This is a genomic window from Corynebacterium vitaeruminis DSM 20294, assembly GCF_000550805.1.
Classification (GTDB): domain Bacteria; phylum Actinomycetota; class Actinomycetes; order Mycobacteriales; family Mycobacteriaceae; genus Corynebacterium; species Corynebacterium vitaeruminis.
Window position 1 is genome coordinate 321,249 of the sequence record NZ_CP004353.1, and the last position, 24,454, is coordinate 345,702.

Annotated in this window: 20 protein-coding genes, 1 tRNA gene and 1 pseudogene; 9 read left to right on the top strand and 13 right to left on the bottom strand. The window is 66.7% G+C overall.

What is annotated here, in order from left to right; translation table 11 throughout:
• The 3 genes from topA (at position 1) to B843_RS13160 (ending at position 5,380) form a co-directional block, all read left to right on the top strand.
• Positions 1-2,976 (top strand): type I DNA topoisomerase, encoded by a 2,976-nt coding sequence (gene topA, locus B843_RS01605; protein ID WP_025251782.1) that lies wholly within the window; start codon positions 1-3, stop codon positions 2,974-2,976.
• A 157-nt stretch (positions 2,977-3,133) separates the two neighbouring features.
• Positions 3,134-4,477, top strand: coding sequence for an amidase family protein (locus B843_RS01610; RefSeq protein ID WP_025251783.1), 1,344 nt, complete (start codon positions 3,134-3,136; stop codon positions 4,475-4,477).
• Between the two features lie 177 nt (positions 4,478-4,654).
• Positions 4,655-5,380, top strand: coding sequence for a PadR family transcriptional regulator (locus tag B843_RS13160; protein ID WP_025251784.1), 726 nt, complete (start codon positions 4,655-4,657; stop codon positions 5,378-5,380).
• 63 nt (positions 5,381-5,443) lie between these two features.
• Here B843_RS13160 and B843_RS01620 read toward each other — a convergent pair.
• Both B843_RS01620 and B843_RS01625 read right to left on the bottom strand, forming a co-directional pair.
• Positions 5,444-7,408, bottom strand: a pseudogene (locus B843_RS01620) (OPT family oligopeptide transporter).
• Between the two features lie 160 nt (positions 7,409-7,568).
• Entirely contained in the window at positions 7,569-9,095 is a 1,527-nt protein-coding gene (locus tag B843_RS01625) for an adenylate/guanylate cyclase domain-containing protein (protein ID WP_025251785.1), read from the bottom strand.
• A gap of 132 nt (positions 9,096-9,227) precedes the next feature.
• On the opposite strand from B843_RS01625, the gene B843_RS01630 reads away from it, so the two are divergent.
• The 3 genes from B843_RS01630 (at position 9,228) to B843_RS01640 (ending at position 11,354) form a co-directional block, all read left to right on the top strand.
• Positions 9,228-10,433 carry a DNA polymerase III subunit delta' gene (locus B843_RS01630; protein WP_155895070.1) on the top strand — a complete coding sequence of 402 codons (1,206 nt, stop codon included), beginning with the start codon at positions 9,228-9,230 and terminating at the stop codon, positions 10,431-10,433.
• A 165-nt stretch (positions 10,434-10,598) separates the two neighbouring features.
• Positions 10,599-10,671 (top strand) — tRNA-Thr (locus B843_RS01635).
• A gap of 128 nt (positions 10,672-10,799) precedes the next feature.
• Complete coding sequence (locus B843_RS01640; protein WP_025251787.1) at positions 10,800-11,354, top strand: putative immunity protein; 555 nt, start codon at positions 10,800-10,802, stop codon at positions 11,352-11,354.
• On the opposite strand, the gene B843_RS01645 is transcribed toward B843_RS01640, so the two are convergent.
• On the bottom strand, positions 11,351-11,872 hold the full coding sequence (locus B843_RS01645) for a hypothetical protein (protein WP_025251788.1): 522 nt from the start codon (positions 11,870-11,872) through the stop codon (positions 11,351-11,353). The two genes, B843_RS01640 and B843_RS01645, sit on opposite strands and share 4 nt — an antisense overlap.
• 259 nt (positions 11,873-12,131) lie before the next feature.
• On the opposite strand from B843_RS01645, the gene B843_RS01650 reads away from it, so the two are divergent.
• Positions 12,132-13,331, top strand: coding sequence for an MFS transporter (locus B843_RS01650; protein WP_034648790.1), 1,200 nt, complete (start codon positions 12,132-12,134; stop codon positions 13,329-13,331).
• Here B843_RS01650 and B843_RS01655 read toward each other — a convergent pair.
• Positions 13,324-13,689: an ArsR/SmtB family transcription factor gene (locus B843_RS01655; protein ID WP_231493966.1), complete on the bottom strand. Its 366-nt coding sequence runs from the start codon at positions 13,687-13,689 to the stop codon at positions 13,324-13,326. The genes B843_RS01650 and B843_RS01655 overlap by 8 nt on opposite strands.
• A gap of 117 nt (positions 13,690-13,806) precedes the next feature.
• Here B843_RS01655 and arsB point away from each other — a divergent pair, with 117 nt between their 5' ends.
• A complete protein-coding gene (arsB, locus tag B843_RS01660; RefSeq protein ID WP_038595127.1) occupies positions 13,807-14,862 on the top strand; it encodes an ACR3 family arsenite efflux transporter in 1,056 nt (351 codons plus the stop codon).
• A 68-nt stretch (positions 14,863-14,930) separates the two neighbouring features.
• Positions 14,931-15,374 (top strand): arsenate-mycothiol transferase ArsC, encoded by a 444-nt coding sequence (locus B843_RS01665; protein ID WP_025251791.1) that lies wholly within the window; start codon positions 14,931-14,933, stop codon positions 15,372-15,374.
• A gap of 30 nt (positions 15,375-15,404) precedes the next feature.
• On the opposite strand, the gene B843_RS01670 is transcribed toward B843_RS01665, so the two are convergent.
• The 9 genes from B843_RS01670 to B843_RS01710 form a co-directional block, all read right to left on the bottom strand.
• Positions 15,405-17,054, bottom strand: a complete 1,650-nt coding sequence (locus B843_RS01670; protein WP_025251792.1) for an AMP-binding protein — start codon at positions 17,052-17,054, stop codon at positions 15,405-15,407.
• 272 nt (positions 17,055-17,326) lie between these two features.
• Entirely contained in the window at positions 17,327-18,010 is a 684-nt protein-coding gene (locus tag B843_RS01675; protein WP_025251793.1) for a DsbA family protein, read from the bottom strand.
• Positions 18,011-18,113: 103 nt separating this feature from the next.
• Entirely contained in the window at positions 18,114-18,464 is a 351-nt protein-coding gene (locus B843_RS01680; protein ID WP_025251794.1) for a DUF2304 domain-containing protein, read from the bottom strand.
• Positions 18,465-18,482: 18 nt separating this feature from the next.
• Positions 18,483-19,217 (bottom strand): glycosyltransferase family 2 protein, encoded by a 735-nt coding sequence (locus tag B843_RS01685; protein ID WP_025251795.1) that lies wholly within the window; start codon positions 19,215-19,217, stop codon positions 18,483-18,485.
• A 12-nt stretch (positions 19,218-19,229) separates the two neighbouring features.
• Positions 19,230-20,069, bottom strand: a complete 840-nt coding sequence (locus tag B843_RS01690) for a glycosyltransferase (RefSeq protein ID WP_025251796.1) — start codon at positions 20,067-20,069, stop codon at positions 19,230-19,232.
• A gap of 50 nt (positions 20,070-20,119) precedes the next feature.
• Complete coding sequence (gene rfbA / locus B843_RS01695) at positions 20,120-20,983, bottom strand: glucose-1-phosphate thymidylyltransferase RfbA (protein ID WP_025251797.1); 864 nt, start codon at positions 20,981-20,983, stop codon at positions 20,120-20,122.
• Positions 20,980-22,404: a dTDP-4-dehydrorhamnose reductase gene (gene rfbD / locus B843_RS01700; RefSeq protein ID WP_025251798.1), complete on the bottom strand. Its 1,425-nt coding sequence runs from the start codon at positions 22,402-22,404 to the stop codon at positions 20,980-20,982. Before rfbD ends, rfbA begins: the two co-directional genes overlap by 4 nt.
• 63 nt (positions 22,405-22,467) lie before the next feature.
• Positions 22,468-23,466 (bottom strand): dTDP-glucose 4,6-dehydratase, encoded by a 999-nt coding sequence (gene rfbB, locus B843_RS01705; RefSeq protein ID WP_404825227.1) that lies wholly within the window; start codon positions 23,464-23,466, stop codon positions 22,468-22,470.
• A 52-nt stretch (positions 23,467-23,518) separates the two neighbouring features.
• Positions 23,519-24,349, bottom strand: coding sequence for a hypothetical protein (locus tag B843_RS01710; RefSeq protein WP_025251800.1), 831 nt, complete (start codon positions 24,347-24,349; stop codon positions 23,519-23,521).
• Positions 24,350-24,454 lie beyond the last annotated feature (105 nt).

Below are 24,454 nucleotides of genomic sequence, written 5' to 3' on the forward strand. Positions count from 1 at the left end.
ATGGCTGAAACCACAGGCACGAAGCGCCTCGTCATCGTCGAGTCCGCGACGAAGGCCAAAAAGATTGCTCCCTACCTAGGCAGCGACTACATCGTCGAGGCATCCGTGGGCCACATTCGTGACCTCCCCCGCGGTGCGGCGGACGTGCCAGCCAAGTACAAGAAGGAGCCCTGGGCGCGTCTCGGCGTTAACACCGACGACGGGTTCACGCCTTTGTACGTGGTCAGCCCGGACAAGAAGAAGGTCGCCGACCTCAAGTCGAAGCTGAAGCAGGTCGACGAACTGCTGCTGGCAACCGACCCCGACCGCGAGGGCGAGGCCATCGCGTGGCACCTGCTCGAGGTGCTCAAGCCCAAGGTGCCGGTGCGCCGCATGGTGTTCAACGAGATCACCAAGCCCGCGATCCTGGCCGCCGCGGAGAACACCCGCGACCTCGACGAGAACCTCGTCGACGCCCAGGAGACCCGCCGCATCCTCGACCGCCTCTACGGCTACGAGGTCTCCCCGGTGCTGTGGAAGAAGGTCATGCCGCGCCTGTCGGCGGGACGCGTGCAGTCGGTGGCCACCCGCGTCATCGTCGAGCGCGAGCGCGAGCGCATGGCGTTCGTCTCCGCCGAGTACTGGGACCTGCAGGCCGAGTTCGACACCGGCAAGCCCGAGGTCGACGGCAACCCGCGCACCTTCGTCGGCCGCCTCACGAGCATCGACGGCAAGCGCGTGGCCACCGGCCGCGACTTCAACGACAAGGGAATCCTCACCTCCGACGCCGTGGTCGTCGACAAGCACAGCGCAACGCAGCTGGCGGCGAACCTCGAAGGCCAGCCGATGGCGGTCGCGGCGGTGGAGGAGAAGCCGTACACGAGGCGACCGTACGCGCCGTTTATGACCTCGACGCTGCAGCAGGAGGCCGGCCGCAAGCTGCATTACACTTCCGAGCGCACGATGCGCATCGCGCAGCGCCTCTACGAAAACGGCCACATCACCTATATGCGTACCGACTCCACGACGCTGTCGGAGCAGGGGCTCAAGGCCGCCCGCGAGCAGGCGATCTCCCTCTACGGCAAGCAGTACGTGACCGATGGCCCGCGCCGCTACGACCGCAAGGTGAAGAACTCGCAGGAGGCGCACGAGGCGATCCGCCCCGCCGGCGAGCACTTCGCCACCCCGCAGGACCTGTCGGGCCAGCTCGACGCCGAGGAGTACAAGCTCTACGAGCTGATCTGGCAGCGCACCGTCGCCTCCCAGATGGCCGACGCGAAGGGAACCTCCATGAAGGTGACCATCGCGGGTGTCGCCGCGGGCGCCGACTCCCAGCAGGACGTCGAGTTCGCCGCCACCGGCCGCACGATCACCTTCCCCGGCTTCCTGCGTGCCTACGTGGAGACCACCAAGCTCGCCGACGGCCGCGACGTGGCAGATAACGCCGAGAAGCACCTGCCGCGCCTGGCCAAGGGCGACGCGCTGGGCGTCAACTCCATCACCGCCGACGACCACTCCACCAACCCGCCGGCGCGCTACACCGAGGCCTCGCTGGTGAAGAAGATGGAGGACCTGGGCATCGGCCGCCCGTCGACCTACGCGTCGATCATCAAGACCATCCAGGATCGCGGCTACGTCTACTCCCGCGGCAACGCGCTGGTGCCCAGCTGGGTCGCCTTCGCCGTCGTGGGGCTTTTGGAGAAGTCCTTCTCCTCGCTGGTCGACTACGACTTCACCTCCTCCATGGAGGACGAGCTCGACGAGATCGCCAACGGCCAGGAGAACGGCACCCACTGGCTCACCGGCTTCTACTTCGGCGACGCCGAGGCCTCCGACGCCACCGCCGAGTCCGTGGCCAAGCACGGCGGGCTCAAGGCGCTCGTCGGCGACAACCTCGAATCCATCGACGCCCGCGAGGTCAACTCGCTTAAGCTCTTCGACGACTCCGAGGGTCGCGCCATCGTCGTGCGCGTGGGACGCTACGGCCCCTACATCGAGCGGGTCATTGGACGAAACCCCGAAACGGGAGAGCCGGTCTACCAGCGCGCCAACCTGTCGGACACCACGACCCCGGACGAGCTCACCCTGGAGCTCGCGGAGAAGCTGTTCGCCACCCCGCAGTCGGGGCGCGAGCTGGGCCCGAACCCGGCCAATGGCCGCATGATCGTGGCCAAGGAAGGTCGCTTCGGCCCGTACGTCACCGAGGTGCTCGGCGAGGACGAGAAGGAGAAGGTCGCCGCCGTCGCGGAGGAGATCGTCGCCGCCGAGCGCGCCGAGGAGGACGCCCAGCGCGCCGCCGAGGGCAAGCGCGCGAAGAACTGGGGCACCAAGACCGCGGCCGCCGCCAAGGAAAAGCGCATCAACCAGATCATCGACGAGCGCCTCAAGCCCGCCACCGCCTCGCTGTTTAGCTCGATGGAGCCCTCGACCGTCACCCTCGAGGAGGCGCTCAAGCTCATGAGCCTGCCGCGCGAGGTGGGTGTCGATCCCTCCGACGGGGAGGTCATCACCGCGCAGAACGGCCGCTACGGCCCGTACCTGAAGAAGGGCACCGACTCGCGCACCCTCGGCAGCGAGGAGCAGATCTTCACGATCACCCTCGACGAGGCCCGCCGCATCTACGCCGAGCCCAAGCGCCGCGGCAGGGGTGCCACCTCGCAGTCGGTGATCAAGCAGCTCGGCGACAACGACGTCTCCGGCAAGCCCATGTCCGTGCGCGACGGCCGCTTCGGACCGTACGTCACCGACGGCACCACGAACGCCTCGCTGCGTCGCGGCGACGACCCGACCGCGCTCACCGACGCGCGCGCGAACGAGCTGCTCTCCGAGCGCCGAGCGAAGGAGGCCGCCGACGGCCCCAAGGTGGCCAAGAAGGCCACGAAGAAAGCGGCAAAGAAGACCACGAAGAAGGCAGCCAAGAAGGCGACGAAGAAGGCCGCAAAGAAGCCGCCACAGACCACCAAGCGCGTGGTCAAGGCGGGCAGCCGCAAGGCCTAGCAGCCTTTTTGCTTCTCGCTTATCGACGCCTCACGGCCCGCCCCCGCGTGCACCTTAGTGCAGGCCGGGGCGGCTTTGTCGTCGCGCGGGAAAAGTGGCCTTAGCCTACGCGCGTTCGGTTTCTCCAAGCGCTGCACTCCGGCTAGCCTTGGAAGGTATGAATGCACCTTGGTCTGACTGGTCCGGCTTAGACATCGACGGGTGGCGCGCGCAGGTCGCCCGCACCAGCGCGGTCGACGGGGTCACGGCGGCGCTCGCCCAGATCGAGGAACTCAATCCCACGCTCAACGCCTTCAGCGAGGTGTGCGGCCCGCAGGCGCTGGCCGCCGCGGCACGCCTCGATGCGCTTCCCGAGTCCGAGCGCGGCCCCCTGCACGGGGTGCCGTTCGCGGTGAAAGACGAGATCGACCTCGCAGGCTTTCCGACGACCTTCGGCACCCACGCGAACGTTCGCGTGAAGTGGGAGGACAGCGAGATCGTGGCCAAGCTGAAGAAGGCAGGTGCCATCCCGATCGGCAAAACGCGGATGCCGGAGTTCGGCGCCTGGCCGGTCACCTACACCGACCACGCCGGTGCCACCCGTAACCCGTTCGACCTCAGCCGCACCCCGGGCGGATCCTCGGGCGGCACGGCGGCGGCGGTGGCCGCGGGCATCGTCCCCTTCGGCCTCGGCGGCGACGGCGGCGGCTCCATCCGTATCCCGGCCGCCCACTGCGGGCTCGTGGGGCTTAAACCCCAGCGCGGGCGCGTGAGCACGAGCCCGTACCCCAGCCTGTGGCTGACCTTGGGCACCCCGGGCGCGCTCACCCGCACGGTCGCCGACGCCGCGAAGGTCTACGACATCATCTCGACCACGGCGCCGCAGTTCGAGCGCGCGCTCGAGAACACCGCGCCACTGAAGGTCCGCTGGACCACCAGCTCCGTCTCGCCGGTCTCGCGCACGTGCAAGGAGAACGCCCAGGCGGTGCGCGCGACCGCGGCGCTGCTGGAGAAAGCCGGTTACGACGTGGGCCCCCTAGAAGGGAAGCTGCCCGACCCGACCTTCCCCTTCCTCGCGCTGTTCTTCGCGAGCATCAAGGAGGAGACCTCCCAGATCGAGAACCTGCCCGCCCTTGACCGTCGCAGCCGCACGCTGTCTCGGCTGGCGCGGATGACGCCGTTTTGGATGCGCGTGTGGGCGATCAGCCACGGGGAGCGGCTCGCCTATCTTACTTCTTCGCTTTTCGACGATTGCGACCTGTTGCTCACCCCGACGACGGCCGCGCGCCCGGGCCCGGCCGACGAGCTCAAGGGCAAGGGAGTGGTGGGCTCGCTCATCGCCTCGATCCCTTCGGTCTCGCACACGCTGCTGTGGAACCTGGCGGGCAACCCCGCGGCCGCCATCCCCGTGGGGGAAGACTCCGCTGGGCTGCCGCTGTCGGTGCAGCTGGTCGGCCCCACCGAGGGGGAGGCGCTCATCCTGCGCGCCGCGCGGGACGTCGAAAGGCTATCGCAAAGCTAGTTGGGATATATCTTTAAACCCCATCGCTACGTATCGATACTCGTAGCGATGGGGTTATTTGCGCTGTAAAACGGCTATTCTCCGGCAAGGTGTTGACATAGAGATAGATAACGATATATCTTTAAGTCAATCGAGGGGTTCACGAGGGACCCCCACACACTGAAAGGAATGACAGCAATGCGTTTCCCAGGACACAACGAACACTTCGGCCGCGGATTCGACGAGGAGGGCTTCGGCCCAAGGGGCGGCGCCCGCGGGCGCCGCGGACATGGTGGACACGGCGGGCCCGGCAGGCACGGCGGCCCGGGTGCGATGCCCGGCCCCGGATTCGGCCACGGCCCTGACCTCGATCCCCGAGAGCACTTCGGTCGCGGCCGCGGCAAGGGCCGCGGCGGGCGCGCCGGCCGCGGCGACCTGCGCACCGCGGTGCTGCTGCTCGTCGCCGAGGAGCCGATGCACGGCTACCAGATCATGAACACCATCGCCGAGCGAACCGAGGGCAATTGGAAGCCCAGCCCGGGCGCTATCTACCCGACGCTGAGCCTGCTCGAGGACGAGGGGCTGATCACCGTGGAGAAGGAGGCGGGCCGCAAGCTCGCGACGATCACGGAGGCGGGCACGCAGCTCGTCGACAAGCAAAAGCAAGAATGGGCGAACTTCTTTGACGCCTATCGCGAGCCGGAGGGCAGGCCCCCGTTCGGACCGCGCGGTCGAGGCTTCTCGCCGCGGGACGGGCGCCGCTGGTTCGGCAATCCGGCGCTCATGGAGTCGCTCGGCGGCCTGCGCCAGGTGATCATGGACGCGCGCGAGGAGGATCAGGACAAGGTCTTGGACATCCTCGACGAGGCCATCGCCCGCATCCGCGAGCTCGGCAACGAGGACGATGAGCCGGCCAAAGACTAAATAACTAAAATGGAGCGCCCCGGTCTGTGCCGGTGGCGCTCCATTGTGTTGGCTGAGGAAGAACTAGATCTTCACGCTGATCTTCTGCACCCAGCGGTACAGGGCGACGATGATCGCCACGAAGACGATGATGCCCAGCCACTGCGCGAAGGCGCCGAAGTCGAACAAGGCCATCGGGGATTCCTTGCCGGTGGCGCCGATGACGGCGGCGTTGAACACGCCGAACAGGGACTCGCCCACGATGAGGCCGGTGGCCAGCAGGATGCCCATGCGCTTGACCGTCTCCGGCTTGGACTGGCGGTCCGCCCAGCGGTCGTAGAACATGCCGATGAACGCGCCGATCGGGATCATGAGGGTCAGCGAGATCGGCAGGTACATGCCCATGCCGACGGCCAGCGGCGGCAGGGAGAAGCGCGAGGTCTTACGCAGCACCTCGTCGACGATGATGATGCCCACGCCGATGAGCGCGCCCAGGCCGATGCGCGACCAGTCGAGCGAGTTGCCGAAGATGCCGTTGGCGACCGAGGACAACAGGGCTGCCTGCGGGGCCGCGAGCGCGTTGTCGCCCGCGCCCTCCATGCCCACGAAGCCGAAGCCGTTGAGCATCAGCTGAAGCACCGGCGGGATGATGATGGAGCCGAAGAACACGCCGATGACCAGCGCGACCTGCTGCTTCCACGGGGTTGCGCCGACCAGCTGGCCGGTCTTGAGGTCCTGCAGGTTGTCGTTCGAGATCGTCGCGATGCCGAAGACCACCGCCGAGGTAAACAGGGTGTAGGCGACCAGCGCCGGGGCGTTGGTGTCCGACTCGTTGCCCGTGACCACCTTGATGAGCAGGGCGGAGGCGAGGACCACGATGATGCCCACGCCGGAGATCGGGGAGTTGGACGCGCCGATGAGGCCGGCCATGTAGCCACAGACCGAGGCGACGATGAGTCCGATGAGCAGCACGAAGATGATGCTCAGGGTGACCAGCGTGCCGGTGTGGTGGGAGATCGCGGACTCGTGGATGAACAGGTACAGCAGCGCGCCGACCGGCAGCATGGAGGCCAGGATGACGCCGATGACCACGTTGAACGGGATGTCGCGCTCGGTGATGTCCACCTCGGCGCCGGACTGGCGCGCCCGCGAGGAGGCCAGGGAATCCTTGATGCCCTTGACGATGGGGCCGATGATCTTCAGCAGGGTCCACACGGCGGCAACCGCCATCGCGCCCGCACCCACGAAGCGAACCTCAGAGGAGAACGTGTGGGAGACTACGGTCGCCAGCTCGTCGGTTCCGATGGAGCCGGAGCTGAAGGTCGGCAGCAGGATGAAGAAGGAGATGACCAGGCCCACGATCATGGCGATACCGACGCTCACGCCGACCAGGTGTCCCACGCCGATGAGCGCGAGCGAGAGGCTCGAGCCCACCATCGTGCCGCCGGGGCCGAAGCGGAAGACGGCGGACAGCTCGCCCGCGGTCGCCTTCATCGCCGTCAGCAGGCCCATGCCTGCTGAACCCAGGCCGCCCGCGATGATGACGTGCAGGCCGCGGCGGTTTTCCTCGTGGTTGGCCTCGTCGGCCTCGACGTCGCCGATCTTGAGCACCTCGGCCGCGGCCACGCCCTCCGGGTAGGGGAGGTTGGAGCCGGTAACCAGCGCGCGGCGCAGCGGGATCGAGTACATGACGCCCAAGACGCCGCCGATGGCGCACACGAAGGCCGTGGTCCAGTACGGGAACCCGGACCACCAGCCGATCATGACCAGACCCGGGAGGACGAAGATGATGGCCGACAGCGTGCCCGCCGCAGACGCGATGGTCTAGACGATGTTGTTCTCCACGATCGTGTGGCCCGCGAACTTGCGTAGGATGGCCATGGAGATGACGGCCGCGGGGATGGAGGTGGCGAAGGTGAGTCCGACCTTGAGGCCTAGGTACACATTCGCCGCCGTAAAGACGAGAGTAATGAGTCCGCCGATGATTACGGCTCGGAGAGTGAGCTCCTTGACGCCCGATCCGGCGGAACGCGTGGTCTGTGTGGCCACGGTGATTCCTTTCAAAAGGGTGCGGACCGGCGGCAGGCACGTGTTGCCTACAACCGGCTTAACCCCTAAAGCGTAGAACGTCACATTGTGTGAATCCAATTGTCGAACGGAATTCAAAACTGATAAAGCCCGCAGAAGCGGGCATAAATACACACAGAAATCAGGAACGGTCGGCCAGCGTCGGGCGCACCGGGCGGGCCAGCTGCGTCATGAGCTTGCGCCCGCGCAGCTCGACGGACTTCATGAGGGTCCACCGCGCCTGTTCGGCCTCGTTGGCCTTGGCCAGCGTGGAGGCGTTGGTGAGCACGCGGCCCGGGGTGTCCTTGGCCAGCTCGGTCAGGCGCGCGGCGGTGTTCACGGCGTCGCCGATGACCGTGTACTCGAAGCGGTCGTGGCCGCCGATGTGGCCCGCGACCACGTGGCCGGCCGCCACGCCGATGCCCGCCTGCAGGCGCAGGTCCTTGAGCTCCTGGCGCAGCTCGCGGGCCGCGGTGAGCGCGTGGCCGGTGGCGTCGGACAGCGTAATCGGCGCGCCGAAGACGGCCAGCGCCGCGTCGCCCTGGAACTTGTTGATGATGCCCTTGTTGCGGTGGACCACGTCGACGACGTGCTCGAAGAAGCGGTTGAGCTCCTCGACGACCTCTTCCGGGTCGTGGTTGACGGCGAAGGTGGTCGAGCCGATCACGTCCACGAAGATGACGGCCACCTCGCGGTCCTCGCCGCCGAGCTCGGGGCGCTCCTCGAGCGCGCGACGGGCGACCTCGATGCCGACGTAGCGGCCGAAAATGTCGCGCACCCGTTGGCGCTCCTTGAGCCCGCGCATCATCTCGTTGAAGCCGGCCTGTAAGACGCCGATCTCGGAGCCGTCGTAGATGTCCACCTGGACGTCGCTGTCGCCGCGGCGGACCTGGTTGATGGCGCGCTGCAGCTCGAGGATCGGGTCGACGACGCTCATGACCACCAGGGTGGTGCCCAGGAAGCCGGTCACGAGTGCCGTCGCGCACAGCGCGGCGATGCCGGGGATGATGTCCTTGACGTTGCCGGTGAAAAAGCCCGTGTCCTGCCCGATGATCATGAGCAGCACGCCGAGGATGGGCACGCCGGAGGTGAGCAGCCACGTGGCGCGCAGGCGCTGGGTGATCGGCGGCTCGAGCGTGGAGTCCTCGAAGCGGCGGGCGAGCGCGGTGGCGGCGACCGGGCGCACGAGGCGCTCGGCCTCGAGGTAGGTCAGCAGAACGACCACCCCGCCCGCGAGCAGCGTGGCCACCGACACCACCAGCGCCAGCCTGCCGGATTCCCGCGCGGCGGCGATGGCGACGATGAAGATGCCGATGGCCCAGACCATCGCGCACAGCGCCGCTTGGTAGAAGGGGATGCGCATGACGAGGTTGCGCACCATGTTGGGGTCGTGTCTGTCCGGGTGCCGCTGCCAGTCGAGCACTGGGCGGAACAATATAAAGGTGACGATCCCGCCGAACAGGACCGCCAGCACCAAGTAGATGAGCCCGATGAGCCCGAGCGATCCCGTGGGGGAGGAGAAGTCCTTGAACCCGGGCAGCGGGACGAGGAAGCGGAGGAAGAGCATGATGGCGATCGCCGCCGCTACGTTGGACCCGAGCACCGTCGTGGCGTATAGCGGCCACGAGGTGCCCGACAGCCACTTCAGGGTATGCCACACTCTGCTCATGCCCACTACTTTAACCCGAGCGGGCAGGCTCCGTGACCGGTACCCGCAGGAGATTGCGCGACGCCTCGGGGTGCCACGGGGCGGGCGCCGTAGGCGTCGTAAAGCGATGCGTGTCGGGCGACTCGTCTACGCTTGAGACTCGTGAGCGAGGATATCTTTAGCCAACTTGGCGTGGGCGGGCAGGTCGCGGAGCAGCTGCGGGCTGCGGCGCTAGCGGCGCGTCGCGGCGATGAAGGCTCCGCGATGACGCACGCCTGGCTGTTTACGGGCCCGCCCGGCTCGGGGCGCTCGGTCGCAGCGCTCGCCTTCGCCGCCGCGCTGGAATGCGAGGACCCAGACGTGGTCGGCTGCGGCCGCTGCCCGCAGTGCCTTGCGGTCAAGGCCCGCACGCACGGGGACGTCCTCTTCATCGAGCCGCGTGAGCTGGTTATTTCGGTGAAAACCGTGCGCGAGGAGGTCGTCTTTCCCGCCGCCATGCAGCCCACCGTCTCCCGCTGGCGGGTGGTCATCTTGGACAACGCCGATCGCCTCAACGAATACTCCGGAAACGCACTGCTCAAGACGTTTGAGGAGCCGCCCGCGCACTCTGTCATCATCCTCTGCGCGCCCTCGGCCGACCCGGAGGACGTCATCCCCACGCTCGTCTCGCGCAGCCGCCACCTTTATATCCCGCTGCCCAGAGTCGACGAGGTCGCGGCGATCCTCACCCGCGACGGGCAGATTTCCGAGCAGGCCGCGCGCCTTGCCGCTTCTGCCACGGGCAACCACGTGGGCCGCGCCCGCAGGCTCGCCACCGACAAGGAGGCGCAGCAGCGCCGCTCGAGCATCCTCCACCTCGCCGAGCTCGTCTACCACGGCGACCAGGCGTTTATCGCGGTCACGGACATCGTGAAGAAGACCACCAGGGCCGCCGAGGCGCAGCTGACCGAGGAGAACGAGGTCGAGATGGAAAAGCTACGCACCGCGTTAGGCATGGGTGCCAAAGGCAGGGGCGTGCAAAAGGCGCAGCGCGGCGTCGCGGGCCAGCTCAAGGGCCTCGAGGACCTGCAGAAAAAGCGCAAGACCCGCGCCATCCGCGACGCCCTCGACATGTCGCTCGTCGACCTTGCCGGCCTCTACCGTGACGCGCTCATGCTGGCCACGAACGCGCAGGTGGGCCTCATCCACCCCGACATGCAGCCGCTCGCCCAGGACCTCGCGAAGGTCGGCCCGCGGGGGCTCGCCGCCTGCATCGACGCCGTCATGGAGGCCCGCCACGCGATCGACGTCAACGTCCGCCCCGAGGCCGCGATGGACGCGATGGTCGGCCGCATCCGCCTCGCGTCCGGCGTTTCCTAGGCATTTTCGCTTATCGACGCCCACCGCCACCCGCCCCGCGCCCCGAGGGGTAGGAAGCAGCCGCCTTTTTCGCCCACGACCTGCGCCTTCGGGGTGCAGAAACCGCCATTTTGTAGCTAGTTCCGCTCGTACTGTACAATCAGCAACCGGTACTTTTCGTACCGCGCCGCCTTAGCTCAGTCGGTAGAGCATTTCACTCGTAATGAAAAGGTCGCGAGTTCGATTCTCGCAGGCGGCTCAATAAAACAGCAGGTCATGGCACGTTTCTGGGGGAACAGTCGTGGCCTGCTGTTGCTTTTCCTACCCTGGTATTGCATCTGTCGTGGTTGGAAATGGTGCGAAGATTTCGTTGCTAGCATGGGCAGCATGGCTTCACCGCAAACCTTGAGCGAACAGGATCGCAGGCTCGTCGCGGGGTGGGCCGCTGCCTGCGCGGCGCGCGTGCTTCCGTTGTTCGAGGCAGAGGTGCCGAATGACCTACGAGTGCGTGACGGCATCGAGCGGGTGCGAGCCTACGGCCGAGGTGAACTTGAGTCTGCCGGTGAGATCAAACGCCGCTTTGAAGCTGGGCGTGCAGCGGGCTCGACCAAGGTTCCTGCGGCGGTGGCGGCGGCGAGGGCTGCGGGCCAAGCCTCCGGTGTGGCGCATATGGGCGCGCACGCGCTTGGAGCCGCGGCGTATGCCGCCAAAGCTCGGTTCCTCGCGGCGGCACAAGGACAGGAAGAAGCCGAGCGGTGCGCGGAGGTGGAGTGGCAGATAGCTGCCATGTCGCCGGAGGTTCGGCGGGCTTTGGCACAGCTTCCGGAGTTAGGAACAAACTCCTCGGGGCCTTTGGGAAAAGGGCTTTTGACGGCTGGCGTTCTGGGGATGACGATCAGCGAGATCCAGGCGGCGCTTGCCGACGCAACACAACCTCGCTAGCACTTGTACTGATCCGGGAACCGCACGCACAGCGGCGGCAGCTCTTGATCGGGCCCGTACCCATCGGCGGAATCCGGGTTGAAGGTGGGGCTCGCGGCGGTGGGCGCGGTGCGAGTTGGGGTGGTGCGCGTGGGGGTCGGGTTGTCGTCGAGGGAGCCGAGGGGCTCGACCTCGGGGATCGTGACGGGGGAGCTGTCCTCGGTGAGCTCGGTGTCGGGGTACATATTCTCGCAGTACTCGGTGTAGCCAATCGTGTCGTCGCTGAAGAGCGTGAGGCCGGACAGCCACTCGTTGCAGGCCTTGATGGTCCTGCCGTTCTGGGTGACCGGCTCCTGCCCGGTTGGGGCATGGAAGTCGGCGGGGTTGATGCTTGTGGGCACGGTCGAGGAGGCCGAGCTGGTCGCGCTTTCCGTGACGGTCACGGTGACCGCTGCGGGCGTGGAGTCGTCGTGTGAACAGGCAGTGAGCAGGGTGGGTGTAGCCAGCACGCACATCGCGCCCGTGAGGAGCTTTTTCATGGGAATCCTAAAGGTCATTCTTGTGAGGGGGAGGGGTGTTTGCCGAGGCGAGGGAACGGATCCGCAAACGATTTCAGGCTACGCCTAGGGCGCGACAGGTGATGAATCATCTGTTCGAAAAGTGGCAGGTGGCGGGCGTGGAAGGCGGCTAATCGCGTGGGAAAGTGGGGTTAACCGGGGGTGTACAAATAACTGCTTCAAGATGGAAGTTTCCCGACTTTGTGAAGTTTGCGATGTGGGTCACGCTAACATGTGATGCATGACACGTAATGGGATCCCGATGTGGCTGGGCATCGCCCTCGCCAATTTCACCGTCGCATGGGGTGGCAATCAGTACACGCCCATGCTCATCTTCTACCGTCAGCAGGGCGTATTTAGTTCGTTGTTCGTGGATCTCATGCTCGTGTCCTACGCCGCCGGAATCGCCGTGGGCCTGCTCGTCGCTGGCCACCTTTCGGACCGCTATGGCCGCAAGCCGGTCATGATGCCGATCCCGATCGTCGCCGCGATCGCCTCGCTGGCCATCGCGATCGGCGAGCAGAACGAGCTGCTCATGACGGTGGGGCGCTTCCTCGCCGGCATCGCCGTCGGCGTGGCCATGACCGCGGGCGGCGCCTGGATCAAGGAGCTCAGCTCCAGGAAGTTCGACCCCAAGGCCGTGCCCACCTCGGGCGCGAAGCGCGCCTCCATGGCGCTGACCGCGGGCTTCGCGCTGGGCCCGGTGTGCTCCGGCGTGCTCGCCCAGTGGGTGGCGATGCCGGGCAAGCTCCCGTACCTGGTTCACATCGTCATCTCGATTGCCGCGATCTGGCTCATCAAGGATCTCCCCGAGACCCGCCACTCCACGCACCTGCACGAAAAGGGCGGCTTCCTAAAGGACATGGCCATCCCGTCGATCAAGGCCCCGCGCTTCTTGCTGGTGGTCACCCCGATGGCGCCGTGGGTCTTCGGCGCGGGCTTTACTTCGTACGCGATCCTGCCCGCGCAGATCCGCCACCTCATGACCTACCCCATCGCCATGACCGCGCTCATTGCGCTGGTCACTCTCGGCTCGGGCTTCCTCATCCAGCAGGTCGGCCCGCAGATCGCGGGCGAGTCGAAGGTGCGCGGCCCGGTCACCGCGCTGGTGCTCACCGTCATCGGCATGGGCCTGGCCACCATCGACGTCACCCACCCGAGCGTCTGGTTCACTATGATCTGCGGCGTCTTCCTGGGTGTTACCTACGGCCTGTGCTCCTACATCGGCCTGGCCGAGACCCAGGAGATCGCCACCCCGGAGGACATGGCGGGGCTGACGGGCATCTTCTACATCCTGAGCTACGTGGGCATGTTGTTCCCGGCCGCGCTGACGAAGCTGTCCGACTGGTTTAGCTACACGGAGATGCTCGGCTTCGGCGTGGCGGTCGCGCTGTTCTCGCTGGTGGCCACCATCTTCAACGCCCGCAGGCTGCCTAGGTGAGGTGCAAGAGCGCGCTGAGCTTCTGGAACTCCTCGGCCACGACGTAATGGGTGACCTTGAGCCCGGAACGCTTCTTTGCCAGGAGCCCGGTCTTGGTGAGCTTCTTCAGATGATGGGAGACCGTCGACTGGCTCAGCCCGCTGAGCGCGGTGAGTTCCGTGACGGTGAGCGGCTCGCAGCGCCGGTCCGCGATGTGGGAGATGAGTAGCAGCCTCGTCGGATCCGCAAGCGCCTTGAAGGAGACGGAAAAGCGTTCGGCCTCCTCGGGTGTGAGCACCGTGTACCCCATGCAGCACGGATCCCCCTCGGATATGTCGGCGATCTCGAGGCGGCGTCCTGGTTCCAACGGTTGGGTCACCCCGCCAATATTAGTAGCCCCATGTCTGGGGTGAAAATCCGTGCCAAGTAGTGTATTGATAAACATCGATACAACCTCGTCGGCGAGGCGAGAACTTTAGCGTCGGAAAGCGAAGCAATGGAACCACGGTTATCCTTCCTCGATCGGTTTCTACCAGCGTGGATCATCATCGCGATGGCTGCGGGACTCATGCTCGGGGCGGCGCTGCCGGGCGTGCGCGCGGTGCTGGGCGGCGCGGAGGTCCTTGGGGTGTCGCTGCCCATCGCGCTGGGCCTCCTCGTCATGATGTACCCGCCGCTGGCCAAGGTGCGCTACGACAAGGCCTGGTCAATGGCCTTCGACAAGAAGGTGATGGCCGTATCCATTATCGCCAACTGGGTCGTCGGGCCGCTCGTCATGTTCTCGCTGGCCTGGCTGTTTTTGCCGGACGCCCCGGAGCTGCGCACCGGCGTAGTGATCGTCGGCCTTGCCCGGTGCATCGCGATGGTGGTGGTGTGGACGGATCTCGCGTGCTCCGACCGCGAGCTCACGGTGGTTCTGGTTGCGCTCAACTCCCTGTTTCAGGTGTGCGCGTTCGGCGGGCTCGGGTGGTTCTACCTGCAGGTTCTTCCCTCGTGGCTGGGGCTCGACACGACCGCGGTGAGCTTTTCCCTCCTGCAGATCACGGCATCCGTGCTGGTCTTTCTTGGCGTTCCGCTCCTGCTCGCGATCATCACGCGCACGGTCGGCGAGCGCAGGAAGGGGCGTGACTGGTACCAGGAGCGATTCTTGCCTGCGGTGTCGCCGTTCGCGCTGTGGGGCCTGCTTTTCACCATCGTGGTGCTGTTTAGCCTGCAGGGCGATCGCATCATCGCGGAGCCAGCGACCGTCGCCCGCGTGGCGCTGCCGCTTGTCTGTTACTTCGTGATCATGTTCATGGGCACCTTCCTCGCCGGCCGCGGGCTGGGGCTGGGGTACGAGCAGACCTCCGCGCTGTCTTTTACCGCCGCTGGGAACAACTTCGAGCTGGCCATCGCCGTGTGCATCGGCACGTTTGGCACCCAATCGATCGAGGCGCTGGCAGGCACCATCGGGCCGCTGGTCGAGGTCCCCGTGTTGGTCGCGCTCGTCTATGTGTCGCGCGCCCTGCGCGCGCGGCTTTTCGACGACACGCCTTCGGTGCCGCGCCGATAGCCCCCTGTCGAGCGCGAGGCGTGGCGCCGGTGCACACTAGGTATAGACACAAACAAAGGAGGAACCTCATGCCCACTACCACGAGCAATGACGAGCTGCCCGGCGTGCTGTTTCTGTGCGTGCGCAACAAGGGAAAGTCGCAGATGGCGGCGGCGCTGGCGAGGCTGCGCGGCGAGGGCGTCATCCGCGCCTTCTCGGCGGGTACACACCCCGGCGACGCGATCAACCAGACCTCCGCGGAGTCGGTGGCCGAGCTCGGCGCGGACATGTCGGGCGAGACGCCGCAGGGGGTAACACCCGAGCTGCTGGGGAAGGTGGGGCTGGTCGTCGCGATCGGGGGAGAGGTGGACACGACCGCGCTCGAGGAGGGCGGGGTGCCCGTCGAGCGCTGGGTCACCGACGAGCCCTCGTTGCGCGGCATCGAGGGGCTAGAGCGGATGCGGATCATCCGCGACGACATCGACGCGCGGGTACGCGCGCTCGTGGAGTCGTACCGCTCCCGGGGCGCGTAGGCCCGGCGCCTTGGCGTCGACAAGCAACTGCTAGAGCAGCGTGGCGCGGACGACCTTGCCGGTGGCGTTGCGGGGCAGGGAATCGACGAAGTGGACGTCGCGGGGGACCGAGTGGGCGGCGATCTTGTCCAAGACCCAGTCCTGGATGTCCTTCGCGGTAAGCTTCTTGCCCGCGTCGTCGTCGCTGCGGACGATCCACACCGCGATGCGCTCGAAGTCGTCGTCGTCCTCGACGCCGGTGGCGAACATGTCCGCGATGCCCGGCATCGACTCGAGCACGTCCTCCACCGAACCCGGGAAGACGTTCTCGCCGCCGACGATGATCATGTCGTCCGCGCGGCCCATGACGTGCAGGCGGTTCCTCTCGTCCAGGTAGCCGCGGTCGCCGATCATCACCATGTGGCCGTAGGTGGGCATGGGAATGGAGGGGTCGGTATAGCCGGACAGCGTGGTCGAGTTTGCGCAGAAGATGCGCCCGACCTCGCCGCGGGGGGCGGGGTGGCCGTCGTCGCCGATGATGACCAGGTCGGTGCCGTTGCAGATGTGGCCGGAGACGGTGGGATCCTCGGCGAGGTCCTCCGGCCCCGCGATCGCCGCGGCGGAGATCTCGGTGGAGCCGTAGAGATTGGCCAGGATCGGCCCGAAGCGCTCCTGCATGGCCTCGACCAGCCACGGCGAGAGCGAGTGCCCGGAGGAGAGGATGAACTTCAGGCTCGAGGTATCGCCCCCGACGTCGATCAGGTGCTTCAAGAAGATCGGGGAGGAGAACATGCCCTCGAGCTTGTAGGTCTCGATGTCCTTGATCACCTGCTCCGGGTCGAAGATGCGGCGGGTGACGATCGTGCTGCGCCCGGCGAGCGCGATGTTGAGGCAGCCCCAGCCCCACGTGTGGAAGATGGAGGCGGTCAGCTGCAGCCGCATGTTCGCGTGCCACGGCACGTGCCCCAGAAGGCTCGCGACCACGCCGGGGATGACCGGCTCCGGGCGGACGACGCCCTTGGGCGTGCCCGTGGTGCCGGAGCTCATGAGCACGACGGGGCCGTGCTTGGGCAGAAGCGGCAGCTTGGCGGCGCGGGCCTCGGGGGTGTGTGCCCACTGGTTGAGGACGTCGTCGACGGTGATGAACTCCGCCGTGCGCGGGTGGGGCTCCTTCTCGCGGTGGCCGACGATGACCTTCAGGCCCTTGAGGTCCTGAGGGACCCGCCCCACGAACTCCTCGTCGACCACGAGGACGTTGATGCCGTCGCGGGTGATGCAGCCGAGCAGCTGCTCGGCGGAGGAGCCGATGTTGAGCAGGTAGACGCTGGCGCCCGCGTAGCCCTTCGCGGCCAGCGGCTCGATGATGCCGCGGCCGTTGCGGGCCATGATGCCCAGGTGAATCTCGTCGAGCCCCAGGCTCACCAGGTACTTCGCCAGGGTGCGGGAGTTGTTGCGCAGCTGCGCGTAGGTGAGCTCGCCGTCGTCGTCGATGAGCGCGGTGCGCTGCGGGCAGGCGTTGTAGGCCTGCTCGAGCTCGCGGGCGGTGGTAAACCGGTAGCGGGCTAGGATCTCCGGCGTGCGCAGCGCTGCCTTGAGGCTTCCCTCGGAGCTGACCAGCCCGGAGGAAACGAAGACCGGGGCGAGCTTTAGAAGCGACGCGGCGGTGGTCCTAAAGGCGCGGGATGCGGGGTTCAATCGCACGATAACGGGCTCCTCGGTGATGCGTGCGCGCCGTTACGGCCCCGCCGGGCGGGATCTTTAGCCCAGCTAGGAAAGGCGCGTGTCGTGCGTCCACGAACTTGCTTATTCCTCCCATATTGCTAGTGCGGGCGTTGCCGTTACAACACGGTATTCTCCTTGCGGCCGCGTGAAGCGATAAAAGGCGAGGTCAGTGCGTTTTTCGCTTGTCGACGCCTACCCTTTTATTGAAAATCGAAACAAAGGGGGAAGCGGGATTTATCGGTGGGGCCTTCCTAGGCGCCCTCCTCCGTGGCCGCGGCCTTCTGCAGCTGCGCGTCGATCGCGCGGTGGAAGACCTCCGTGGGCTGGGCGCCCGAGATGAACTGGTTTCCGACCAGGAACCCGGGCGTGCCGCTCACGCCGATCGACGTGCCGAAGGCCTTGGCCTTCTCGATCGCGTCGTCGAAGGTGCCGTCCGTGGACTGGCGGCGGAACTTCTCCATGTCGGGCACGCCCGCCTCCTGGGCGAAGCGCTCGAAGTCGGACTGGACGAAGTGCGGGTGCCCGCTGATCGGGGCCGAGGCCTTGTAGTACGCCTGGGCGAACTCCTCGAACTTGCCCTGAGCAGCGGCGGCGCGGCCGGCCTTCGCCGCCGCCTCGGCGTTTTCGCCGTTGACGGGGAAGTCGTTCCACTCGATGCGAACCAGGCCGGTGTCCACGTAGCGGGAGACGATCTCCGGGCGGGTGTCGTTGGCGAAGCGGAAGCAGAAGGGGCACTCGAAGTCGGAGAACTCGGAGATGACCACCGGCGCGTCGACCGCGCCGACGGCGAAGGGATCGGCCGGGTTGCGGCGGGAGACCTCGCCCACCGATGAGCCCTGCGCGGCCTGGCTGCCGCCCAAGGGGGCCGTGGCGCGGCGCACCATGAACCCGCCGGTGGCGGCGACGACGAGCAGGAACGCAAGAAGTGCCCACACGGCGGGCGTGGGGGCACTGGCAGCGCGGTTGGGCTGGCTTATGGGGATCCGGACTCCTAGGCGACCATCGATCAGGGTGGCGAGGGGTCCTCTCAGAGATTAATTAAAAATCATCTTCAGGTCGAACGGGGCTCTGCAGCGCCACCGCGCGGGCGAGCCGGGCGTAGCGCAGCTCCTGTTCGCGGAACCGGATGTAGGAGCTCACGGTGGTGAACATGAACGCCATGACCAGGCCGTATAGCAGCAGGTCGGAGCCTCGGTCCACGCCGAGGAAGTTCGCGGCGACCGTCAGCTCCTGGGGGAAGACGACCGAGAGCACGCAGACGACGACGAAGAGGACGAAGCCGATCTTTACCCCCGCCTTGGCCCGGGCCTTGCGGCGGTTGGCAACGAAGTACAAAACCAGCGCGAGCGTCGCCAGCAGCAGGAGGGACTGGATGAGAATCTTTTCCATTGTGGTTCCTTGCCTGTCCTAGATGCGCTTGGCCAGAAGGCCGTCCGCCAGGATGTTGATGCCGTTGATGAGCGACTGCCCCTTGCTCATCGAGTACTCGGTGTAGAGGATGTCCACGGGCTCCTCCGCCACGCGCCAGCCGCGGTCGGCGATCATGGAGACGATCTCCGAGGCGTGGCTCATGCCGTTCATGCGGATGTTCATCTCGTTCGCGACCTTTGCGTTAAACACGCGCAGGCCGTTGTGGGCGTCGGAAAGCCCCAGCTTGCGGGTGGTCGGCGAGAGCATAACCACGGTCTTGAGCACGATGCGCTTGATGAGCGGGACCTGGTCGTCCGCCGCGCGCGGTCGGCCGAAGCGGGTGCCCACGATGATGTCGAGCGGCTCGCTGCGCAGGCGCTCGATCATGCGGACCACGTCCTTGACCTGGTGCTGGCCGTCGGCGTCGAAGGTGCAGAAGTACTGCGCGCCGGGCTGCTTGCGGGCGTACTCGATGCCGGTCTGGATCGCCGCGCCCTGCCCCAGGTTGACCGGGTGGTTGACCAGGTGGGCGCCGCCCAAGTGGATCTGGCGCGCCGAGTCGTCGGCCGAGCCGTCGTTGACCGCGACGATGTTGGGGAACGTTGCGCGCGCGTGCGAGAGCACGTCCTTGATGACGGTGCCCTCGTTGTAGCACGGGACGATGAGCCACGTATCGCTAAAGTCCTTCGCGCCGGAGGGAGAAGGCTGCGAGGAGGGTTCCTGGATTGACATGATGGGCGTATTCTACCCGGCCTGCGCGGGGTTTTTGTGGAACAACAGGGAGTACATGCGTTTCATTACCGATAAGGGCAGCACGCGGTAGGCGTTGCGGAGCAGGAAATTCGCCACCGCCCTCGGGTAACCAACAAGCCCATAGGCTACCAAGTTCTTCTGCATCTGCCACTCCGCGGCCAGCATTTCCCTGCCGCTGCGGCGGCCGAACTGGGAGGCCGTGACTCGGAACTTGGTCAGGGGCTCCGGGAGGTTGATGAAGCGCGCGCCCGCCGCGATGAGCCGGGCGTAGAGGTCGTAGTCCTCCATGAAGTGCACGTCGCGGTAGCCGCCGGCCGCGACGAGCGCCGAGCGACGGATCATGACGGAGGGGTTGTTGACCGGGGAATTGATCTTCGCATACCGCACGATCGCCTCGTGATCCTCCGGCAGGCGCCGCACGCCGGTGGGGGCGTCGGGATCCGCGTCGAACTCCTGCATCGCCGAGCCCACCACGTCGAAGCCACGCTCGATGGCTGCGAGCTGCTCCTCGAAGCGCGTGGGGCAGGCGATGTCGTCGGCGTCGAGGCGGGCGATGACGTCGGTGTTAATCGCCTCCACGCCCGCCTGAGAGGCGGGGCCCGCGCCGAGGTTGTTCGGCAGCGCGAGCACGCGGGCGACCTCGTGGGCGGCGGCGAAGCCGTCGATGGTGTCCCGGAGGGAGCCGGGGATGGGGCCGTCGATGACGATGAGGAGGTCGTCGGGCACCCGCGTCTGCTCCACGAGCGAATCAAGCGCCGCCTGGAGCTCCGCCGGATCGATGCGATGGTAGACGGTGATCAGCGCGCTCAGCGTGAGCGGGTGGTCGGTCATGCGGGGTGTCCTTCGTTCTTTCTTGTTTTTGCTTGTCGACGGCTAAAGCCTCATCGCCCCAGCGCCCGGCGCAGGTAGGAGCCGTAGCCGGACTTCTCCAGCTCCGCCGCAAGTGCCTCGAGCTGAGCGTCGCCGATGTAGCCCTGGCGCCAGGCCGCCACCTCGGGCGAGCCGATGATCGTTCCGGTGCGCTTCTGTAGCACCTCGATGTAGGCCGCGGCCTCGCTCATGGAGTCGACCGTGCCGGTGTCGAGCCACACGTCGCCGGAGGCCAGTCTCTCCACGGTCAGCCGGCCCTCGCTGAGGTAGCGCTCGTTGACGGCCGTGATCTCCAGCTCGCCGCGCGCGGACGGGGCGATCGACTTGGCGATCTCCACCACGTCGTTGGTGTAGAAGTACAGCCCTACCACGGCGAACTTCGACTTCGGGTGCTCAGGCTTTTCCTCGATGGACAAGGCGGTGCCCGCCTCGTCGAACTCGACCACGCCGTATCGCTCGGGGTCGGCGACCTCGTAGGCGAACACCGTGCCGCCGTGCGGCGGGCGGCACGAGCGCAGGGACTGGCCGAGCGCCTGGCCGTCGAAGATGTTGTCGCCTAGGACGAGGGCCACGTCGTCGCCGCCGATGAACTCCTCGCCGATGATGAACGCCTGGGCGAGCCCGTCCGGGCTGGGCTGGGTCGCGTAGGAGATGGAGATACCCCACTGCGAGCCGTCGGCAAGCAAACGCCGAAACGCCGCCTGATCCTCGGGCGTGGTGATGACCAGGATGTCGCGGATGCCCGCCTGGATGAGCGTGGTGAGCGGGTAGTAGATCATCGGCTTGTCGTAGATGGGCATGAGCTGCTTCGAGATGCCCTTGGTGATCGGGTACAGGCGCGTGCCCGACCCGCCGGCGAGGATGATGCCTTTCACTGCTGGCCCCCTCGGCCGGGTGCGCGGTAGGCGGCGGCGTAGGTGTCGAGGTAGTCGGCCAGCGCGTCGCGCCAGTTGCGCGGGATGAAGCCGGTGGCGCGCAGCTTGTCCAGGGTAAACGTGGAGTTAGTCGGGCGCGGGGCGGCGTGGCGGCGGGTGGCGAAGAAGTCCTCCGTGGTGGTCTGCTTCACCCGCGCCGGGTCGTGGCCGAGCAGGGCGAAGGTTTCTCGCGCGAGCTGCGCGAAGCTTATGACCTCGCCCTCGTTGGAGAGGTTGTAGGTGCCAAACCGTGCCTTGGTGGACAGCAGGTGGGCGATGCCCGCGGCGAGGTCGTCGGCGAAGGTGGGCCTGCCGTACTGGTCGTTGACCACGGTGGGGCTGCCCCCGCCCGCGGCAAGGCCCGCCATGGTGCGCACGAAGTTGCCGCCGTCGCCGACCACCCAGCTGGTGCGGACGATGTAGTGGCGCGGGACGCTCGCGGCGGCGATGTCGCCCGCGGCCTTCGACTGCCCGTAGACGTTGAGCGGGCTCGGGCGCTCGTCCTCGGTGTGCATGGTGGCGGTGCCGTCGAAGACGTAGTCGGTGGAGACGTGCACTAAGGTGATGCGGTTCGCCGCCGCTACTCGTGCCAGCTTTCCGACGCCTACGGCGTTGACCGCCCAGGCCGTTGCCCGGTCGCCCTCGGCCTGGTCGACGAGCGTGTAGGCGGCCGCGTTGATGATGGTGTGGTAGTCGTGCCAGTTGCGGGCGTTGGTGATGTCGCGGGTGAGGTCGAAGTCCCGGTGCGTGGCCAGCTCCGCGTCGGGGAAGTGGGCGGCCAGCGCACGGCCGAGCTGCCCGCCCGCGCCGGTGATGAGGACCTTCCTCGGCGGGACCGGCTGGACGGCATCCAGCATCGGGTGGTGGAGGTCCTTCTCGGAGAGCTCGGCCTGATCGAGCGGGATGGGCCAGCCGATGCCGAGCGCGGGGTCGGCGAGGTTGACGCAGGAGTAGTGGGCGGTGGGGGACCAGTGGTCGTTGACCAGGTAGGTGTAGGCGGTTGGCTCGAGCGCCTGGAAGCCGTTGGCCACCCCGCGCGGGACGTAGACCGCCACGTCGGGCGTGATCGTGCAGGTGAACACGGCGCCGAAGGTGGGCGAGCCCGCCCGCAGGTCGCACCACGCGCCGAAGACGGAACCGGTGGCCACGGAGACGTACTTGTCCCACGGCTCGGCGTGCAGGCCGCGGGTGACGCCAGCCTCGGCGTTGAAGGAGATGTTGTTTTGCACCGGTCCGAAGTCGTCGAGGCCCAGCGCGACCTGCTTGTCGCGCTGCCAATTCTCCTTGAACCAGCCGCGGCTGTCCCCGTGCACGGGCAGGGTGAACACCTTCAGACCGTCGATCGGGGACTCGCGCACGGCGAGTGGCTGCGAAAACTCCATGGGGCTAGTTTGTCACCTTGTCTTCTCGGCTGGCTAGGGTGTGCGGGCATTTTGACCCCGGGGCTAGTGCCCCTTGCGGGCGTAGTCGGCCTCGACCTGCTCCTTCTGCGGGCGCCACCAGGATTCGTTCTCACGGTACCAAGCTATGGTCTCTTCCAAGCCCCGGCGCATGCCTGTGTCGTTGTCCGTGAACCGGGGGCGCCAGCCCAGCTCCGTGCGCAGCTTGGTGGAGTCCATCGCGTAGCGCATGTCGTGGCCGGGGCGGTCGGCGACGTGCTCGTAGGCGTCCTTGCCCAGCCCCATGAGCTCGCAGATGAGCTCGATGACCTGCTTGTTGTTCACGTGGTCGTTGTCGGCGCCGATGATGTAGGTCTCGCCCGTTTTCCCCCTGTCAAGGATGAGGTGGATGGCATCGTTGTGGTCGTCGACGTGGATCCAGTCGCGCACCTGCTCGCCCGTGCCGTAGAGCTTCGCGGGCAGGCCGGAGAGGATGTTGGTGATCTGGCGGGGGATGAACTTCTCGATGTGCTGGTAGGGGCCGTAGTTGTTCGAGCAGTTGGAGCTCGTGGCCTCGATCCCGAAGGAGCGGATCCACGCGCGCACGAGGTGGTCGCTGCCCGCCTTGGTCGCCGAATACGGCGAGGAGGGGTTGTAGGCGGTGTGCTCGTTGAAGCGGGCGGGATCGTCGAGCGCTAGGTCGCCGAAGACCTCGTCGGTGGAGACGTGGTGGAAGCGGGTCCCGTGGCGGCGCACCGCCTCCAGCAGGGTGTAGGTGCCGATCAGGTTGGTGTGCATGAACGGCCACGGGTCCTCGAGCGAGTTGTCGTTGTGCGACTCGGCGGCGAAGTGGACGACGATGTCCGCCTCGGCCACGAGCCCGTCGACCAGCGCGGCATCGGCGATATCTCCCACCACGAGCGGCACGTCAAGGCCCGCGAGGTTGGCGCGGTTGCCCGCGTAGGTGAGCTTGTCCAGCACCGTGATCTCGTACTCGGGCCGGGTCTTAACGGTCCTGCGCACGAAGTTCGACCCAATGAATCCGGCGCCGCCGGTGACAAGCATCCTCATGTATGCCCACTATACGGGGCACGGGGAGGAGCGGAAGAGGCCCGGCCTACTGCAGGCGAACGTATACGTAGTCCGGGTCGGGGCTGAACTGAAATCCCACAGTGCCCTCGCCGGTGCGCTCGGCGGGCGCGGGGAGCGCGATGTTGCCCGTGCGGGTATCTCCGACCTCCCACGGGACGAGGGAATCGAATCCCTCTGGAACGGCGACGATGTACCCCGGATAGTTCATGGCTTCCCCTCCGGTGGTGAAGTAGTCGTACCAGACGAAGGGGGTGAACGGCTCCGGAACGGCCTTCTTATACGTCACCGTGATGTTGAGGGCGACATGCACCTCGCCCTCGTAGGGCGGGGTGCTCCCTGGGTTGTAACTCATGAGCTGGTCGGTGGCGTCGAGATTGACCGCGTTGATCTTCGCGTCCCAATACTCGGAGCTCACCGTCGACCCGGCGGGAAGCGGGTTGTCGAAGGCCTCGCCGGGGTTGGTCTTGCCCAGCGCGGTGCGCGCGTCCTTGGGGCTGAAGGTCATGACGTTCGTGGCATCGAGCGCCGCCCACATTCCCTCCTCCTTCGCGATTCGCGCGAAGAACGCCCCCGCCACGAGGAAGCCGATGACGGCGATCACGATGGATACTGCGCCAAGCCGCCTCGCCTGCCCCTTCAAGACCACGGCGAGGATCCCGAGGAGGAGACCCAGAGCGAGAAAGGCCCAGCCAAAGGAGAGCAGCCCCTTAATCACGGACAGGGCTAGGCCGATGAGCGCGCAGGCGATGCCGGCGGCCGCGAGCCCCTTCTTCGTGCGGGTCGGGGCGGTGGGTGCCGTGTAGCCAGGCGCCGAGGGGATCGGGGACGGCTGGTGATTATGAGTGGAAAAGGACATCGTGGCTCCTTTAAGGGGCGGGAGGGCGAGACTCCAAAAGAGAACGCGCGTCGATAATCCATTAAACCTTATTGGCAGCCACTGTCACATGCGGCGGTTTGTACG